This window comes from Staphylococcus sp. HMSC059F04, assembly GCF_001812565.1.
Classification (GTDB): domain Bacteria; phylum Bacillota; class Bacilli; order Staphylococcales; family Staphylococcaceae; genus Staphylococcus; species Staphylococcus lugdunensis.
Window position 1 is genome coordinate 13,169 of the sequence record NZ_KV809462.1, and the last position, 18,115, is coordinate 31,283.

Annotated in this window: 15 protein-coding genes; 12 read left to right on the forward strand and 3 right to left on the reverse strand. The window is 33.6% G+C overall.

All coding sequences use genetic code 11. The annotated features are described in order from the left end of the window. The first annotated feature begins 233 nt into the window (after positions 1 to 233). The 6 genes from HMPREF2864_RS00580 (at position 234) to HMPREF2864_RS00605 (ending at position 6,342) form a co-directional block, all read left to right on the forward strand. Positions 234 to 1,367, forward strand: a complete 1,134-nt coding sequence (locus HMPREF2864_RS00580; RefSeq protein WP_002478037.1) for a cysteine desulfurase family protein — start codon at positions 234 to 236, stop codon at positions 1,365 to 1,367. Continuing rightward, positions 1,367 to 2,590, forward strand: a complete 1,224-nt coding sequence (gene thiI, locus HMPREF2864_RS00585; RefSeq protein ID WP_002478038.1) for a tRNA uracil 4-sulfurtransferase ThiI — start codon at positions 1,367 to 1,369, stop codon at positions 2,588 to 2,590. The genes HMPREF2864_RS00580 and thiI overlap by 1 nt, the downstream gene beginning before the upstream one ends. Positions 2,591 to 2,627: 37 nt before the next feature. After that, entirely contained in the window at positions 2,628 to 3,398 is a 771-nt protein-coding gene (locus HMPREF2864_RS00590; RefSeq protein ID WP_002458860.1) for a TSUP family transporter, read from the forward strand. A 105-nt stretch (positions 3,399 to 3,503) separates the two neighbouring features. Then, a complete protein-coding gene (tpx, locus tag HMPREF2864_RS00595) occupies positions 3,504 to 3,998 on the forward strand; it encodes a thiol peroxidase (protein WP_002478039.1) in 495 nt (164 codons plus the stop codon). Positions 3,999 to 4,116: 118 nt separating this feature from the next. Next, positions 4,117 to 5,064: a class I SAM-dependent methyltransferase gene (locus HMPREF2864_RS00600; RefSeq protein ID WP_002478040.1), complete on the forward strand. Its 948-nt coding sequence runs from the start codon at positions 4,117 to 4,119 to the stop codon at positions 5,062 to 5,064. A gap of 81 nt (positions 5,065 to 5,145) precedes the next feature. Next, positions 5,146 to 6,342 (forward strand): acetate kinase, encoded by a 1,197-nt coding sequence (locus tag HMPREF2864_RS00605; RefSeq protein WP_002458863.1) that lies wholly within the window; start codon positions 5,146 to 5,148, stop codon positions 6,340 to 6,342. Between the two features lie 360 nt (positions 6,343 to 6,702). On the opposite strand, the gene HMPREF2864_RS00610 is transcribed toward HMPREF2864_RS00605, so the two are convergent. After that, positions 6,703 to 7,203 carry a universal stress protein gene (locus tag HMPREF2864_RS00610; RefSeq protein ID WP_002458864.1) on the reverse strand — a complete coding sequence of 167 codons (501 nt, stop codon included), beginning with the start codon at positions 7,201 to 7,203 and terminating at the stop codon, positions 6,703 to 6,705. Between the two features lie 141 nt (positions 7,204 to 7,344). On the opposite strand from HMPREF2864_RS00610, the gene ald reads away from it, so the two are divergent. Next, positions 7,345 to 8,466, forward strand: coding sequence for an alanine dehydrogenase (gene ald / locus HMPREF2864_RS00615; RefSeq protein WP_070544743.1), 1,122 nt, complete (start codon positions 7,345 to 7,347; stop codon positions 8,464 to 8,466). 56 nt (positions 8,467 to 8,522) lie between these two features. Here ald and HMPREF2864_RS00620 read toward each other — a convergent pair whose 3' ends face one another. After that, entirely contained in the window at positions 8,523 to 9,578 is a 1,056-nt protein-coding gene (locus HMPREF2864_RS00620; protein ID WP_070572084.1) for a M24 family metallopeptidase, read from the reverse strand. A 160-nt stretch (positions 9,579 to 9,738) separates the two neighbouring features. Here HMPREF2864_RS00620 and HMPREF2864_RS00625 point away from each other — a divergent pair, with 160 nt between their 5' ends. Then, the gene (locus HMPREF2864_RS00625; protein ID WP_037545471.1) at positions 9,739 to 10,428 is read left to right on the forward strand and encodes a metal-dependent hydrolase; all 690 of its coding nucleotides are present in this window, start codon (positions 9,739 to 9,741) and stop codon (positions 10,426 to 10,428) included. Between the two features lie 81 nt (positions 10,429 to 10,509). On the opposite strand, the gene HMPREF2864_RS00630 is transcribed toward HMPREF2864_RS00625, so the two are convergent. Further along, the gene (locus tag HMPREF2864_RS00630) at positions 10,510 to 10,923 is read right to left on the reverse strand and encodes a universal stress protein (protein WP_070544745.1); all 414 of its coding nucleotides are present in this window, start codon (positions 10,921 to 10,923) and stop codon (positions 10,510 to 10,512) included. A gap of 240 nt (positions 10,924 to 11,163) precedes the next feature. On the opposite strand from HMPREF2864_RS00630, the gene HMPREF2864_RS00635 reads away from it, so the two are divergent. The 4 genes from HMPREF2864_RS00635 (at position 11,164) to HMPREF2864_RS00650 (ending at position 18,071) form a co-directional block, all read left to right on the forward strand. Further along, complete coding sequence (locus tag HMPREF2864_RS00635) at positions 11,164 to 12,465, forward strand: DRTGG domain-containing protein (protein ID WP_002478044.1); 1,302 nt, start codon at positions 11,164 to 11,166, stop codon at positions 12,463 to 12,465. A 16-nt stretch (positions 12,466 to 12,481) separates the two neighbouring features. Then, a complete protein-coding gene (locus HMPREF2864_RS00640; RefSeq protein ID WP_002458870.1) occupies positions 12,482 to 13,423 on the forward strand; it encodes a DHH family phosphoesterase in 942 nt (313 codons plus the stop codon). A gap of 19 nt (positions 13,424 to 13,442) precedes the next feature. Further along, positions 13,443 to 16,637 carry a DNA polymerase III subunit alpha gene (locus HMPREF2864_RS00645; protein WP_070544746.1) on the forward strand — a complete coding sequence of 1,065 codons (3,195 nt, stop codon included), beginning with the start codon at positions 13,443 to 13,445 and terminating at the stop codon, positions 16,635 to 16,637. A 204-nt stretch (positions 16,638 to 16,841) separates the two neighbouring features. Beyond that, complete coding sequence (locus HMPREF2864_RS00650; protein ID WP_002458872.1) at positions 16,842 to 18,071, forward strand: NADP-dependent malic enzyme; 1,230 nt, start codon at positions 16,842 to 16,844, stop codon at positions 18,069 to 18,071. The last annotated feature ends 44 nt before the right edge of the window (positions 18,072 to 18,115 follow it).

Here is an 18,115-nt window from a genome sequence, read left to right on the forward strand (position 1 = left end):
GCTGGGACATTTGATTATGTTCCAGCCTACTTATACTATATTGACTCCGTAATAAAATTAAATTGCACTCTGCTCTACGAATTCAATTGGGCAGTAGAATCTTAAAAGAGACAAATGAAGAAATTTACTTTTAATTTTTCAAAAAAATAGTATAATGCTTGAGTATTAATTTTTATAAAAATAGCAGATAATGGTTTTAATAGAATACAGTTAAATGAAAGAGAGTGTTGGTTTTGATTTATCTTGATAATGCGGCAACAACGAAAGCCAATCTAGACGTAATAGATTCTTTTGTAAAGGTGAATCAGTCATTATATTATAATCCGAATAGCCCACATTATGCTGGGTTACAAGCAGCGCAAATATTGCAACAAGCGAAAAAGCAAGTAACACAAATCATGAATTGTCCGCAATTTGATGTTCTATTCACTAGTGGCGCAACTGAATCAAACAATATCGCATTAAAAGGTATCGCTTATAGAAAAAGAGATACAGCTAATGTCATTATAACATCCGTTTTAGAACATCCTTCAGTGTTAGAAGTAATGCGTAGTTTAGAACAAGAAGGTTTTACATTAAAATATGTAAATGTTACTTCGCAAGGAATAATAGATGTGGAACATTTAAAACAATTAATGTCCGAAGATGTTGGTCTTGTAACGTGTATGCATGTTAATAATATTATGGGACAAATTCAACCTATACAAGCTATTGTAGATTTATTAAAGCACTATCCTAAAGCGCATTTTCATGTAGATGCTGTACAGGCATTTGGTAAAATACCTCTGTTAATAGAAGGAATCAATAGCATGAGTCTGAGTGGTCATAAATTTAATGGCTTAAAGGGACAAGGTTTACTTCTCATAGATAATGTTAGAAAGCTCACACCGATTATTCAAGGTGGCGGTCAAGAGTATGGTGTACGTAGTGGAACTGTTAACTTGCCTATGGATGTATCTTTGGTCAAAGCGTTAAAATTAGCTAATGAACACTTGTTATCACGGTATGAAAAATTTGCATCATTTAAACAGCAAATTGTAGATATGTTAAAAAATTATCCAGGTGTATACTTAAACTCGCCAGAAAATGCTGCACCACACATTGTTAATATCGCATTTCCAGGCGTTAAAGGAGAAGTACTTGTCAATGCATTTTCTAAACTGGATGTTATGGTTTCAACAACGAGTGCTTGCTCTTCTAAAAGAGAAAAACTTAATGAAGTATTGTTAGCTATGGGATTGTCAGATAAACGCATTGAAGGAAGCATTAGAATATCCTTTGGTGATACTACAAGCCAAGAAGATATAGATACATTCAAAAAAGCATTTAATGAAATATATGGAGAAGTGAAGGAGTTATTAAAGTAATGAATTATGATCATATTTTAGTTAGGTATGGTGAGCTCACTTTAAAAGGGGCTAACCGTAAAAAGTTTGTCAACTGCTTAAAGGACAATGTGAATAAAGCATTAAAATCAATCAATGGCACGCATGTCATGGGAAAAAGAGATCGCATGTACATAGATTTAGAAGAAGAAACGGATTGTAATGAAGTCATCCAGCGCTTAACTCAAATTTACGGTATTAAATCAGTAAGTCCAGTATTAAAAACTGGCAAAACTGTTGATGAAATCAATCAACTTTGTATCAAATTAGCATTAAATTTTAACACAAATGCTTCTTTTAAAATTGATGTTAAACGCTCAGATAAAACTTTTCCATTAGATACTTATGAATTACAACGTATAGTGGGTGGCGCTGTTATTGAAAATGTTCCTGGACTTACAGTGAACGTAAAACAACCAGACTATGAACTACGTGTTGAAGTTAGAAAAGACGCGATTTATGTATATCATGAAATCTTTGAAGGCGCTGGTGGGTTGCCAGTTGGTACAGGTGGCAAAACATTATTAATGTTATCAGGAGGTATTGACTCACCGGTTGCAGGAATTGAAGTAATGCGTCGTGGTGTAACCATTGAAGCCATACATTTCCATAGCCCACCATTTACAAGTGAAAAAGCCAAAGAAAAAGTCATTGAACTTACACGCATTATGTCTCAACGTGTAGGTCCAATTAAATTGCATATTGTTCCATTTACAAATTTACAAAAACAAATCAACAAAGTTGTTCACCCAAGATACACAATGACATCTACGCGTCGTATGATGATGCGTATTGCTGACAAAGTTGTTCATGAAATAGGTGCACATGCGATTGTTAATGGAGAAAATCTAGGACAAGTAGCAAGTCAAACGTTGAAAAGTATGTATGCTATTAATCATGTTACTTCTACACCTGTATTACGTCCTCTATTGACACTTGATAAAGAAGAAATTGTTAAAATGGCACGCAAGATTGGTACATATGACGTATCAATTCAACCGTTTGAAGATTGTTGTACTATTTTTACACCAAAAAATCCTGTAACAGAACCAGATTTTGATAAGGTTGAAAAATATGAGCGTGTGTTTGATTTTGATAGTTTGATACAACAAGCGGTAGAGCAGATTGAAACATTAACAATAGATAAAAATTATAAAAGCAAAAAAGATGAAGACACAGCTGCTTTAATAAATGAATTATTTTAGTATCTTTGATAGTTATTAAGTGTAAGGGGATGCTGTGATGGATATAAATATTTACATTGTTTTAATTATCATTTTATTTGGCTTTTTAGCTGCATTCATTGATGCTGTTGTAGGTGGGGGTGGCTTAATATCAACGCCCGCTTTGTTGGCAATTGGTTTACCACCTGCATTAGCATTAGGTACAAATAAACTTGCAAGCAGTTTTGGATCCTTGACGAGTACGATTAAATTTATTCGGTCCGGACATGTGGATTTGAACATCGTTCTCAAGCTCTTTCCATTTGTATTCATATTTGCAGCTGGAGGGGCTAGTTTAGCTATCTTTCTGCCGGCAGAAGTACTTAAACCATTAATTATTATCATATTGACATTAGTAATGGTATATACACTAGTGAAAAAAGATTGGGGAAGTGTACGTACTTTTACTAAATTAACGCCTGTAAAAGCAATAATTTTTGTAACACTCATGCTTATTATTGGTTTTTATGATGGTTTTTTGGGTGGAGGTACGGGTTCATTTATGCTGTTTGTATTATTGCTATTTGGTTTTGATTTTTTAAGTGCAGCTGGAAATGCTAAAGTTTTGAATTTTGCGTCAAATATAGGTGCACTTATCTTGTTTATGATTTTGGGGCATGTTGATTATATGATTGGTTTCATTATGGCTATAAGCATGATTGTTGGATCATATGTTGGTGCGCGCTTTGCGATTGCCAAGGGTGTAGGATATATAAAATTATTATTTGTCACTGTCACTTCAATGTTAATATTAAAAAATATTTTTGATTATGTCAGAGATTGGTTATAAGAAAAAATAGTACTTTCTTTATAGATTAAATGATTGATTTTGTAATTATGTATGGCGTATGATGACATATATGAAGTATATAACATTATTAGGAGGTCATCGATTATGGCTGAAGTCACATTCAATAACCAACCTATTCATTTATTAGGTTCAGAAGTACAACAAGGAGATCAAGCGCCGAATTTCACAGTATTGGCTAATGATTTAAGTGAGGTAACATTAGATACTTATCAAGGACAAAAGAAATTAATTAGTGTGGTTCCTTCTATAGATACTGGTGTTTGCGATCAACAAACGCGTAAATTTAATGAAGAAGCAGCGAAAGAAGACGGTGTTGTATTAACGATTTCTGTAGATTTACCTTTTGCACAAAAGAGATGGTGTGCAGCGAATGGTTTAGATAATGTCATTACGTTAAGTGACCATAAAGAACTTTCATTCGGTAAAAATTTTGGTGTAGTTATCGAAGAAATGCGATTATTAAATCGAGCAGTATTCGTCTTAGATAAAAATAATAAAGTTGTATATAAAGAAATTGTAAGTGAAAACACTGATTTTCCAAACTTTGATGCTGCATTAGAAGCATATCAACAAATATAATCTGTTAATAATATTAAATTGATGTGTCCACAGTTATTTCAATCGATGAGAACATAAAGATATTGACTTCTCAAGAAATAATGTGGACATTTTTTATGAGAAAGGAAGTCTCGTTATCATGCAAGAACAAGAAACCATCATGGAAACGTTATTTAAAACGCTTGATGAAAAGGCTAAGAGCTTGAATAAAGAAAATGGACAAAGCTTTATCGAAAATCTAGGATTAGCGATGGAATATGTGTATCAACAGCGTCGAGATTTACTTGAACAAGCTACATTACAAGATCGTCGTAAAGCCTTTCAATTTGCCTATTTAAGTTTATTACAGGAAGAAACAATACAGGCCAATCATCAAATCACCCCTGATTCAATAGGATTGATTTTGGGATTTTTAGTTCAAAAGTTTATGGCAAAATCGCAAGAATTACATGTTGTTGATATGGCAAGTGGTGCTGGCCATTTAAGCGCAACAGTAAATGAAGTATTGAAAGAATCGACGCTCATGCATCATCTTATTGAAGTTGATCCCGTGTTATCAAGAGTAAGTGTCCATTTAGCGAACTTTTTAGAAATACCTTTTGATGTATATCCTCAAGATGCTATCATGCCACTACCTTTAGAAGAAGCCGACGTTGTGATTGGAGATTTTCCTATTGGATATTATCCTGTTGACGAACGGAGTAAAGATATGGTTTTAGGATTTAAAGAAGGACATAGTTTTTCGCATCATTTATTGATTGAACAGAGTGTAACAGCTTTACGTCAAGGTGGTTATGCATTTTTAGTAGTACCTAGCTCTATATTTGAAGGGGATAGGGTACAACAGCTGCAGAATTTTATTGCTACAGAAACAGAAATGCAAGCATTTTTAAACTTACCTAAAACACTGTTTAAAAGTGAACATGCGCGCAAATCTATTTTAATTTTACAAAAGAAAAAACCACATGTGACTAAATCGGTTGAAGTTTTATTGGCTAATATACCTGATTTTAAGAATCCACATCAATTTCAATCATTTATTGCTGAATTGAATGATTGGTTAGTAACAAATCATCCAGAAAATTAAACTGTATTACTCTTGAATTACTACTGTATTAATGGTTAAATAGTATAGGATACTATTATAAAAAATGGAGGCCAAGGACAAATGTCGAAATTAATTTTGGCGATTAACGCTGGTAGTTCTTCTTTGAAATTTCAATTGATTAGAATGCCTGAAGAAAAATTAGTAACAAAAGGTTTAATTGAACGTATTGGATTAAAGGATTCAATTTTTACTGTAGAAGTAAATGATGAAAAAGTAAAAGAAGTAAGAGATATTAAAGATCATGAAGAAGCAGTTAATATCATGTTAGATAGTTTTGAAAAACATGGCTTCATCGAAAATATCAATGATATTGAAGGAACTGGTCACCGTGTTGTTCATGGTGGTGAATTGTTCCCAACATCAGCTCTTGTAACTGATGAAGTAGAGAAACAAATTGAATCATTATCTGAATTAGCACCGCTTCACAACCCAGCTAATTTGATGGGAATTAGAGCATTTAAAAAATTATTACCTAATATTCCACATGTGGCAGTATTTGATACTTCATTCCATCAAACAATGCCAGAACAAGCTTATTTATATAGCTTACCTTATCAATATTACGAAGATTATGGCATTCGTAAATATGGTTTCCATGGTACGAGTCATAAGTATGTATCACAACGCGCTGCAGAGTTATTAGGTAAACCAATTGAAGAATTACGTATTATTACATGTCATATTGGTAATGGTGCCTCAATTGCAGCTATTGATGGTGGAGAATCTATTGATACTTCTATGGGCTTCACACCTTTAGCTGGTGTGACTATGGGTACACGTTCCGGAAATATTGACCCAGCACTTATTCCTTTTATTATGGAAAAAACAAATAAATCAGCTGAAGAAGTTCTAAATGTATTGAATAAAGAATCTGGTTTATTAGGTATTTCTGGTACTTCAAGTGACTTGCGTGACCTTGAAGGAGATGCTCAAGAAGGTAATAAACGTGCACAAATTGCTTTAGATGTCTTTGCAGAGAGAATTCATAAATACATTGGTTCGTACGCTACAAGAATGCATGGGGTTGATGTCATTGTATTCACAGCTGGTGTTGGAGAAAACTCTGATGTTGTTCGTGCAAAAGTTCTTGAGGGCTTAGAATTTATGGGCGTATATTGGGATCCTAAGAAGAATGAAGGATTACGTGGTAAAGAAGCCTTTATCAATTACCCACATTCACCAGTAAAAGTCTTAGTTATTCCAACAAATGAAGAAGTTATGATTGCAAGAGACACAGTTAAATTTGGCGATTTATAATAATTTAAAGTTAAAAAGGAGACGTTTCTGAAATAGGGACGTCTCCTTTAATTATAAGGGTGTATTACAGGTTTGACATAAATTAGCTTTGTGTTTCTTTTATACTCAATATTGTGAATTGTTGTTTCTCATACATAGGTGAGAACTTCAGCTACCCAACTTGCTTTGCTAAAAAAGGTTTAACCAGCTTTACTGTGCTTTGGACTCCTTGTTCTGTTTTCTCATGTGAGTGTGTCGCCTATGGAATTCGAACTTAAAAGCACTTAGCTATGTCTTAGTATCGTTTAATATAGTAACAAAAAAGGGCAAAGACATTTATGTCTTTGCCTCGTCAATATAATATAAATAAAAGTGATTTAATTACGCTTGATATTGCTTACGAAGTTCTGCTGTAGCCACTTGTGGTTGGAAATCTTCTGGGATTTCTTCAGTACGAACCACTAATACGTCACATGGTGCATGACGTACAATAGCTTCTGAAACAGAGCCAACGATAAATCGTTCAACTGCATTAAGACCTGATGTACCGCACATAATTAAATCTGCATGTAATTCAGATGCTAGTTTTTTTGGAATAATAGCTTTTGGTGAACCGAATTCCAAACGCGTTTCAACTGTTGGAACACCTGCTTTTGTAGCAACTTCTTTATAGCCTCTCAGTAAATCCTCTGAGAAGTTTTTAGATTTCTCAGTAAACTGAGCATCATACACTTCATATGAAGAATACGTTCTTGAATCAATGATGTTAACAATCGTTAATTTAGCCTCATTACGTTTTGCAACATCTACAGCTTTGTTAAAAGCCCATTCAGCTTCATGTGATCCATCTACTGCGATTAGAATATTTTTATAAGTTAACATTGCGGTTGCCCCTTTCGCTTTTCTTAATTTTATTTTACCACAATTTACAGAATATTAAATTAATATAGTTTTACAATTTTGTGTATATTTTGATTGCGCTTTCATAGTGATAGCGTTACGATATGAATGGAGGTGGAAGGAATGAAAATAGGGATTCCAAAAGAAATAAAAAACAATGAAAACAGAGTGGGCTTATCACCCAGCGGTGTGCATGCTTTAGTTGAGCAAGGGCATGAAGTTCTTGTTGAAACTAACGCTGGTATGGGCTCATTTTTTGAAGATATTGATTATGAACAGGCAGGTGCTAAAATTATAAATGATGCATCTGATGTTTGGGATGTTGAAATGGTTATCAAAGTAAAAGAGCCATTGGAATCAGAATATCAATATTTTAAAGAAGGTCTTATTTTATTTACTTACTTACATCTGGCTAATGAAGAAAAATTAACACAGGCACTTATCGATAATAAAGTGGTTGGGATAGCATATGAAACAGTGCAATTACCAGATCGTTCATTACCATTGCTTACACCAATGAGTGAAGTTGCAGGTCGAATGTCAGCTCAAATCGGTGCAGAATTTTTACAAAAAGTTAAAGGCGGAATGGGCATCTTGCTAGGTGGTGTTCCAGGGGTACCTAAAGCACGTGTATCAATCATTGGTGGAGGACAAGCTGGTACAAATGCTGCTAAGATTGCACTTGGTTTAGGTGCAGATGTAACAATTTTAGATGTAAATCCTAAGCGATTACAGGAACTTGATGATTTATTTGATGGTCGTATTCATACTATTATGTCAAACCCACTTAATATTGAAAATGCAGTGAAAGAAAGTGACTTAGTTATTGGTGCAGTACTTATTCCAGGAGCTAAAGCACCAAATCTTGTTACAGAAGATATGATTAAACAAATGAAAGATGGCGCGGTCGTAGTTGATATTGCCATAGACCAAGGTGGTATCTTCGAAACGACAGATAAAATTACGACACATGATGATCCTACGTATATTAAACATGGCGTGGTGCACTATGCAGTTGCGAATATGCCTGGAGCAGTACCACGCACATCTACGATTGCATTGAATAATGCAACACTACCATACGCACAATTACTAGCTAATAAGGGGTATAAAGAAGCATTTAAAGCTAATCAACCATTGTCTCAAGGTTTAAACACGTATAAAGGTCATGTTACAAATAAAGGTGTTGCTGAAGCATTTAATTTAGAATACCTTTCAGTTGAAGATGCGCTTAAAGAAAAATAATTGAGGTGAAAAACGTCCGGATTAAAGTTATCCGGACGTTTTAGTATAGCAATATTTTATTTGTCATAACGCGTAAGTATTTCATAACCATTTTCAGTAACTAGAATATCGTCTTCAATTCTTACTCCTGTTACGTTAGGTACATAAATACCAGGCTCAATTGTTATGACCATTCCAGCTTCTAATACGTTTTCATTTGTACTAGAAACATCTTGATATTCATGCTCTTCTAATCCAAGTCCATGTCCCAAACGATGTGGGAAATATTCTCCATAACCTGCCTCAGAAATAATATCTCGTGCTATTTTATCAATTGCTTTAAGCTTTACACCTGGCTTAATAGCTTTAATTGCAGTTGTTTCTGCTTTTAATACAATATCATATATTTCCTGTGCTTGATTTTCAGGTGTACCGAATTTCACAGTTCGAGTCATATCACTGCAATAGTGGTTAACGATTACACCTAAATCAAAGAGGACATATTCATTGTCTTGTAACTCACGATCTCCCGGTGTGCCATGAGGTGATGCAGCATGGTCGCCAAATAATACCATGGTATCAAAACTCATTTCAGAAACACCATATTTTTTAATTTCATTTTCAATATGATTTACAACATCGCGTTCTTTTACACCAACTCTTAAGAAAGAAACACCAATTTCTATACATTTATCAGCGAGTTGGGCCGCTTTTTTGATGTTTTCAATTTCAGAAGCTGATTTAATATTTCTTAACTGTTTAATAGTAAAATCAATGTCATCAAATGATTTTACGTTAAAGCCTTGTGCCAATTCACGTTGTCGTTTAACAGTTAAATGCTCACTTTCTATCAACATTTTATTAAATGTTTGTGTCATTAAATTAAATGGATTTTCAGTATCTAGATAGCCAATGATTTTACCTTCAAAGGGAGATGCTTTTACTTCTTCAACTTCCATTTTAGGACAGTATAATATTTGTTCTCCATTTTTTTTAATTAGCAGAGCAAATAATCGTTCATGTGGTTCACTACGATAACCAGTAAAATAAAAGATATTAAGTGGTGTTGTAATCCATGCAGCGTCAGCTTGCTGATCCTTTAACGTTTCAATGATTGTATCTGTGTTTGTCATGTGTTTACCTCCTAAATCATCTTAAATCCATAATACGGCTATTTAGGTTATTTTTCAAAATATACTCATTAATGAATCCTATCTTTAACTTATAATTTATTGTTAAAATTGTAATATGTAGGGTATAACTAAATTACAGAAGTTTTAAGGAGGAAATATGATGAAACTTTCATTTCACGGACAATCAACAGTTTATTTTGAGAGCAACGGTAAAAAAGTTATTATCGATCCTTTTATTTCAGGTAATGACAAGTGTGACTTAGATGAACAAACGTTAGAGGTTGATTATATTATATTAACTCATGCACACGAAGATCATTTTGGTGATACGGTTGAATTAGCAAATCGTAATCATGCTACGGTGATTGGTTCAGCAGAATTAGAGGGTTATTTAACTACAAACAAAGGTGTAGAAAATGTTCGCGGTATGAATATTGGAGGAAAGGCAGAATTCGAATTTGGAACTGTGAAATATGTCCAAGCCTTCCATAGTTCAAGCCTAACAAATGACGACGGAATTCCAATCTACCTGGGTATGCCGATGGGTGTAATTATTGAAACAGAAGGTAAGACAATTTATCATACAGGAGATACAGGTCTATTCAGCGATATGAAGTTGATTGCACAACGTCATCCTGTAGATGTTTGCTTCATTCCAATAGGTGATAATTACACAATGGGGATTGATGATGCAAGCTATGCGATTAATGAATTTATTCAACCCAAAATTTCTGTACCAATACACTACAATACATTCCCATTAATTGAACAAAATCCACAAGAATTTAAAGAAGCTGTAACATATGGTGATGTACAAATACTTGAACCAGGTGAAGCGGTTAAGTTTTAAGATAGAATTAGTGTAAAAGTTTAAGGACTCAGAAACCTTAGTGATAACTGAGTCCTTTTTAATATTCATACAGAATTGAAACTATTTAACGATTAATACAGGGATGTGTGCGCGCTTAGCTACCTTATGACTGACACTACCGAGAACAAATTTCTTTTGTTCTTCAGCTTTGCGGTTACTTAAAACAATGATATCGTATTTGCCACTATTTGCGTGCTTAAGTAATTCTTCTTTTGCACTGCCACGCACAATAATTTGGTCATATTTAATACCGTAGTCATCGAGTATTTTTCTTGTTTTTGCAAGACCTTTGTCACGATCTTCGCATAGCTTATCAAGATGAACACCAGCTCTTATAGATGCTTGAGCATCTTGTTCTCCAATAGCGTTTAAAATAGTAACCACAGTATCTTTACCAGCTAATTTGGACACTTCTTTTAATGCTTTTTCGTTTTTAAGTTGAATATCTACACCCAATAAAATATTTTTATACATAGATACATCCCTCCTCACCCTTATTGTAGTAGAATTATGCTTGTTTTCCAATAATAATTGTGTGAAAAATAAACTTTATTCAAAATAAAATAACTTTATAAGTAATGAATAATATGTAATTAAAGAATAAGGTGAGCATTTTAATTAAAAGGCTTTATTTTTTGTGATATTAAATCGATTTTTTAGCTTTAAAAAGTTATAATACATATAACAATGTCCAAAAATAGTAGAGGTATTAAAATGACTAAACATGAACAAATTTTAGCTTATATCGAAGCCTTATCAGTAGGTCAAAGAATTTCGGTCAGAAAAATTGCTAAAGTGTTAGAAGTATCAGAAGGCACGGCTTATCGAGCGATTAAGGATGCTGGACAACTTGGCTTAGTGACGACGATAGATCGTGTAGGCACAGTTCGAGTTGAAAAGAAGAAGCGTGATGAAATTGAAAACTTAACTTTCAGCGAAATCGTTAAGATGATTGACGGCGAAGTTATAGGTGGTAGACAAGGACTGCACAAAACAGTGTCAAAATTTGCGATTGGTGCAATGGAAATTAGAGATTTGATAAAATATATTAGTAAACAGACACTACTTATTGTTGGAAACAGAGAAGATGCACAATTTGAAGCGTTGAAAAGAGGATGTGCTGTTTTAATTACCGGTGGCTTTAAGACGTCAAAAAGAATAATAAATTACGCTAATGAGCATCAATTACCTATTTTATCGTCAAACTATGATACATTTTTAGTTGCAAATATTATTAACAGGGCCATGTTTAATCAAATTATTCGTAAAGAAATTTTGATTGTTGAAGATATTGTTAAACCAGTTAATGAAACGACCGTAATTTTTTCGCACATGGGTCTAAAAGAGTATAAAGAAAAAGCAAAGACTACTGGCCATAGTCGTTTTCCTGTTGTGGATCAAAATTGGAAACTAGTAGGCATTATTACGAGCAAAGAAACCATCGATATGGACCATGATGATGTCATACAAAGTGTGATGACAAAACCACCTATAAATGTTGAATTATCAACGACTGTGGCGAGCTGTGCACATATGATGATTTGGGAAGGAATTGAAATACTTCCAGTAACTACAACTAACAAGAAAATATTAGGTGTTATCACAAGAGAAGATGTTTTGAAATCCATGCAATTATTAGGACGGCAACCACAAATTGGTGAGACAATCAACGACCAAATTGCTAAACATATTGCAGTTACTCCAGAATCAATTGCTGTTGAAGTATCACCATTACTAACTAATCAATATGGTACATTAAGCAAAGCGGTCTTTGTAGCAATTATAGAAGAAACAGTGCAATATAAAATGAGAAAATATAAAAAAGTCGATGTGATGATTGAAAGTTTAAATATTATATATATTAAAACAGTTACAATCGAATCTTCAATTGAAGTTAAATACGATATATTAGATGTTGGACGGAATTTTGCAAAACTTGAAGTAGCGATGAATTGTAATAATCAAAAAGTTGCTAAAGGTATGATAATGTGTCAAATGTTTGAAGATATTATCTAATTAGGGGAGTTGGATTATGGAAAAAATATGGAATCAAATTATGGATGAAATAGAACGTGCGAAGACAATCATTATACACCGTCATGTAAGGCCAGATCCAGATGCTTATGGTTCACAACTAGGCTTAAAGTATTATTTGCAAGCTAAGTTTCCTGATAAGCGCATTTTTGCTACTGGAGAAGCTGAGCCATCATTGTCATTTATAGGGGATTTAGATTCAATCTCAGATAGAGATTATCAAGATGCACTTGTCATTATTTGCGATACAGCAAATGCACCAAGAATTGATGATTTACGATATAATTTAGGTAAGTCTTTGATTAAAATAGATCACCATCCACCAGTAGATCAATATGGGGACATCAACTATGTAAACGACAAAGCTTCGTCTACAAGTGAGATTATTTATGATATGATTGCACATTTTAATGACAATTATTTAATGTCTTCTAAAATAGCGCGGGTATTGTATTTAGGTATTGTTGGTGATACGGGTCGTTTCTTATTTAATAATACAACGCCTCATACAATGAAAGTAGCTAGTTTTTTATTAACTTTCCCATTTAATCATAATGCAGAGTTGAATAAATTATCTGAGAAAGATCCGAAATTAATGCCGTTTCAAGGTTATGTTTTACAAAATTTCCAACTTAAAGATGATGCATTTTGCCAGATCAAGATTACAAATGATGTACTTGAGCAATATCATATTAAACCGAATGAAGCATCACAGTTTGTAAATACAGTAGCTGATATTAAAGGATTGAAAATTTGGGTATTTGCAGTCGATGAGGGTGAACAGATTCGTTGTCGAATACGGTCAAAAGGTATCACAATTAATGATGTAGCCGCTCAATTTGATGGTGGTGGACATCCCAATGCATCAGGTGCCTCTGTATATTCTTGGGAAGAATTTGAACAACTTGCACGATTGTTACGTCAAAAGCTAACTGTTTAAAAAGAAAGGAGTGTTAATATTGGTTGTACATCTTAATATTCATACGTCATATGATTTGTTGAATTCAAGTTTAAAAATTGAAGATGTTGTGGCTAAAGCTTCAAAGCAAGGTTATACAGCATTAGCTATTACTGATACCAATGTGTTATATGGCTATCCAAAATTTTATGACGCATGTGTGTCTGCCAATATTAAACCTATCTTTGGGATGACTGTCTATATTACTGATGGATTATCTTCTGTAGAAGCTGTACTTTATGCGTTAAATAATGAAGGATTGACAGCGATGTACCAGTTATCTTCAGCTATCAAAATGAAAGATAAATCATTGGTGCCATTTGAATGGATTACTAAATACCAAAGCAACATTGCTATCGTTTTTAAACAAGTAGAACAAAAGCACGAACATATATTAGAAAAATTTTTAAATGATGAGTTTATATATGTAAATAGTGATAGCAAAAATGATTTTGGATTGCCACGAGTCTGGTTACGAACTGCACGTTATTTAAATGATAATGATGCAGATACCATTGCCGCCCTTCAGGCTATTAAATTGAATGAAAAGTTAGATTTAGTTAATGAGATGGATAATTTAAATGAACACTTCCTTGAAGCTAGTGAGCTAGACGAATTGACAGTTTCACAAGAGGAGTGGGCACAAACGCAAGCATTAGCTGAAAAGTGTAATGCAGAAATACAATATCATCAATCATTGTTGCCACAATTTAAAACACCAGATAATAGTAGTTCTAAAGCATACCTATGGAAACAGCTTGTGCAGCGTTTAAAAACATTACAATTAAATCAAAAAAATTATATAGACAGACTAAACCATGAATTTAAAATCATTACAAATATGGGATTTGAAGACTATTTTCTGATTGTTAGTGACTTAATTCATTATGCCAAAACCCATGATGTAATGGTAGGACCGGGCCGTGGATCTTCTGCAGGATCATTAGTTAGCTATTTATTGGGAATAACAACGATTGATCCTATAAAATATAATTTGCTGTTTGAGCGATTTTTAAATCCTGAACGTGTTACGATGCCAGATATTGATATTGATTTTGAAGACACGAGACGTGAGCGCGTCATTGAGTATGTGCAACAAAAATATGGCGAATATCATGTGTCAGGAATTGTTACCTTTGGACATCTATTGGCAAGGGCTGTTGCAAGAGATGTAGGTCGAATTATGGGATTTGATGAAATTACACTTGCTGAAATATCAAAACTTATTCCTCATCAATTAGGTATTACGTTAAACCAAGCCTATGACAATGATAAATTCAAAGACTTTGTTCATCGCAATTATCGACATGAAAAATGGTTTGAACTATGTAAGAAATTAGAAGGATTACCGCGTCATACATCTACACATGCTGCAGGAATTATTATTAACGACCAACCTTTATTTAATTTCGTTCCTTTAACAATAGGTGATACAGGATTATTGACTCAATGGACAATGACTGAAGCAGAACGTTTAGGATTATTAAAAATTGACTTTTTAGGATTGCGTAATCTATCTATTATCCATCAAATAGTGACACAAGTTAAATATGATTTAAATGTTGAGATCGATATTGAAGCAATACCTTTCGATGATCCTAAAGTATTTGCACTGTTATCACAAGGTGAAACAACAGGTATTTTCCAACTAGAATCAGAAGGCGTCCGTCACGTGTTACAGCGCTTGAAACCGCAACACTTTGAAGATATTGTTGCAGTAACTTCTTTATATCGTCCGGGTCCAATGGAAGAAATACCCACATATATTACACGACGCCACGAACCATCAAAGGTAGCATACTTACATCCAGATTTAGAGCCCATTTTAAAAAGTACATATGGTGTTATCATTTATCAAGAGCAGATTATGCAAATTGCTAGTCGATTTGCTGGCTTCAGTTATGGAGAAGCGGATATATTAAGACGTGCAATGAGCAAGAAAAATCGTGCTGTATTAGAAAATGAACGACAACATTTTGTTGAAGGCGCCCAAAGAAATGGCTATGAAGAACAAATAAGTAAACAAATCTTTGATTTAATTTTAAAATTTGCTGATTATGGTTTCCCTAGAGCGCATGCAGTTAGTTATTCTAAAATAGCTTATATCATGTCGTATTTAAAAGTACACTATCCACATTACTTTTACGCTAATATTTTAAGTAATGTTGTAGGAAATGAGCAAAAAACAGCGGCAATTATTGAAGAAGCAAAGATACAGGGAATTGCAATTTTACCACCACATATTAATCATAGTCATTGGTTTTATAAAGCAACACCACAAGGTATTTACCTATCTTTAGGTGCAATTAAAGGTGTAGGCTATCAAAGCGTGAAAACAATCGTAAATAATAGAAAAAAACAAGGAAATTTTAAAAGTTTTAAAGATTTTTCTAAACGCATACCCAAACGTATAAAAACACGTAAACTTTTAGAGTCTTTGATTTTAGTAGGGGCATTTGATTCGCTGGGGCACAATCGCGCAACATCACTTCAAATGATAGATGAAGCAGTCGATGATATTACACATGTTGGTTTAGATATTTTTGACATTGCGGGTATGACCCCTAAAGATGAGATTGAGGAACAAGCAGAATTGAATGATTTACAGTTAAGCATGTATGAAAAAGAATATCTTGGGTTTTACATTTCAAAACATCCAGTTGAAAAAATGTTTCATCGCAAACAGTTCTTAGGAATTTATACATTGGCTAATGCTGCTAATCATCAACCTATTCTTGTGCAGTTCGATCAAATCAAACAGATAAGGACGAAGAAAGGCCAACAAATGGCTTTTGTTGTTGTAAATGATGGTATTAAAGTTATTGATGGTGTGATTTTTCCAGAGCAATACCGTCAATATGGTAATCAGATACAAGAAAATGAAATGTATATTGTCAGTGGGAAGTTTGAACAACGTAATCAGAAGCAGCAATTAGTTATTCAGCAAATTACTTACTTAGAAGACTATCAGCAGCACAAGATTAGCCATGCGAAGCAAATTGTATTGCGCCATATCAATGATAAACAACGATTAAAACAACAGTTACAAACTGATAAATCTTTTAAAAGTATTGATGTGAACTATTTTGATGAAACTACGAAACAAATGCAAAATGTTGGCTACATTGAGCGTGAACAAGGTAAAATCGAACAGCTTATAGATAACTATAAGCCAGAAGACATAAGAATTATATAACTTTTAACAAACATTAAATTATGATATAGTAAACTGATGATTAAATGTAAACAATCATGAGTTTACTATTTTTATATACATAAAATGATGGTTAGAATTATGATTTGTTTCTAAACGTAAGAAGAGGTCGAGTGTTTGATTAATCGTGGTTTTGTCTCAACATCTTCATTATAAGTATCCAAAAAATGAATAGGGGTTGATGTAATGTCTTTAAGAGATGACGCTTTACAGATGCATAAAGAAAATCAAGGTAAATTGCAAGTTACACCCAACGTTAAAGTAACGAATAAAAAAGAATTAAGCTTAGCTTATTCTCCAGGTGTTGCTGAACCTTGTAAAGAAATACACGAAGATCCTAGAACGGTTTATGATTATACTATTAAGAGAAATACTGTAGCAGTGGTTACAGATGGTACAGCTGTATTAGGACTAGGTAATATAGGAGCAGCTGCGAGCATTCCTGTTATGGAAGGCAAAGCGGTACTATTTAAAAGTTTTGCAGGTATTAATGGTGTACCAATTGCTTTAGATACTACTGACACTGAAGAAATAATCCAAACAGTCAAATTAATCTCACCGAACTATGGGGGCATTAATTTAGAAGATATATCAGCTCCACGTTGTTTTGAAATTGAAGAGCGCTTAAAGAAAGAAACCAATATACCTGTATTCCATGATGATCAACACGGTACTGCTATCGTTACTCTGGCTGGACTTATAAATGCATTAAGAATTGTAGACAAGCCACTATCTGATATTAAAATAGTATTAAATGGTGCTGGCGCAGCTGGCATTGCTATTTGTAAATTATTGGATGCATATGGCGTACGTCATATGATTATGTGTGATTCTAAAGGTGCAATATATGAAGATCGACCATATGGAATGAATGAGACAAAATCATTTGTTGCTAAATTTACAAATAAAGATAAAATAGAAGGAAGCTTACAAGATGTTATTAAAGAGGCAGATGTTTTTATAGGTGTATCAATTGCCGATTTATTAACTAAGGAAATGGTACAATCAATGTCTAAAGATGCCATAATTTTTGCTATGGCTAATCCCAATCCTGAGATTAAACCGGAAGATGCCAAAGAAGCAGGAGCAAAGGTTATTGGTACAGGTCGGTCGGATTTTCCAAATCAAATCAATAATGTACTTGCTTTTCCTGGAATATTCCGTGGCGCATTAGAAGTTGAAGCAACGCATATAAATGAAGAAATGAAAAAAGCTGCAGTAGAAGCAATTGCGAATCTTATTCAACCGGATGAATTAAGACCTGATTATTGTATTCCTGATCCATTTGATAAGCGTGTAGCACCATCTGTTGCTAGAGAAGTTGCAAGAGCTGCAATGGAAACTGGTGTAGCTCGAATTGAAGTTGAACCACAAGCAATTTATGATAAAACGATGAAACTAACAGATATACAATAAGCAAGTAAACATAAGATATTAAAGATATATCAGATAACTTTAAA

Coding starts and splice junctions, on each gene's coding strand:
- thiI (WP_002478038.1), top strand. CDS start 1,367: ATGAATTATGATCATATTTTAGTTAGGTATGGTGAGCTCACTTTAAAA.
- HMPREF2864_RS00590 (WP_002458860.1), top strand. CDS start 2,628: ATGGATATAAATATTTACATTGTTTTAATTATCATTTTATTTGGCTTT.
- tpx (WP_002478039.1), top strand. CDS start 3,504: ATGGCTGAAGTCACATTCAATAACCAACCTATTCATTTATTAGGTTCA.
- HMPREF2864_RS00600 (WP_002478040.1), top strand. CDS start 4,117: ATGCAAGAACAAGAAACCATCATGGAAACGTTATTTAAAACGCTTGAT.
- HMPREF2864_RS00605 (WP_002458863.1), top strand. CDS start 5,146: ATGTCGAAATTAATTTTGGCGATTAACGCTGGTAGTTCTTCTTTGAAA.
- HMPREF2864_RS00610 (WP_002458864.1), bottom strand. CDS start 7,203: ATGTTAACTTATAAAAATATTCTAATCGCAGTAGATGGATCACATGAA.
- ald (WP_070544743.1), top strand. CDS start 7,345: ATGAAAATAGGGATTCCAAAAGAAATAAAAAACAATGAAAACAGAGTG.
- HMPREF2864_RS00620 (WP_070572084.1), bottom strand. CDS start 9,578: ATGACAAACACAGATACAATCATTGAAACGTTAAAGGATCAGCAAGCT.
- HMPREF2864_RS00625 (WP_037545471.1), top strand. CDS start 9,739: ATGAAACTTTCATTTCACGGACAATCAACAGTTTATTTTGAGAGCAAC.
- HMPREF2864_RS00630 (WP_070544745.1), bottom strand. CDS start 10,923: ATGTATAAAAATATTTTATTGGGTGTAGATATTCAACTTAAAAACGAA.
- HMPREF2864_RS00635 (WP_002478044.1), top strand. CDS start 11,164: ATGACTAAACATGAACAAATTTTAGCTTATATCGAAGCCTTATCAGTA.
- HMPREF2864_RS00640 (WP_002458870.1), top strand. CDS start 12,482: ATGGAAAAAATATGGAATCAAATTATGGATGAAATAGAACGTGCGAAG.
- HMPREF2864_RS00650 (WP_002458872.1), top strand. CDS start 16,842: ATGTCTTTAAGAGATGACGCTTTACAGATGCATAAAGAAAATCAAGGT.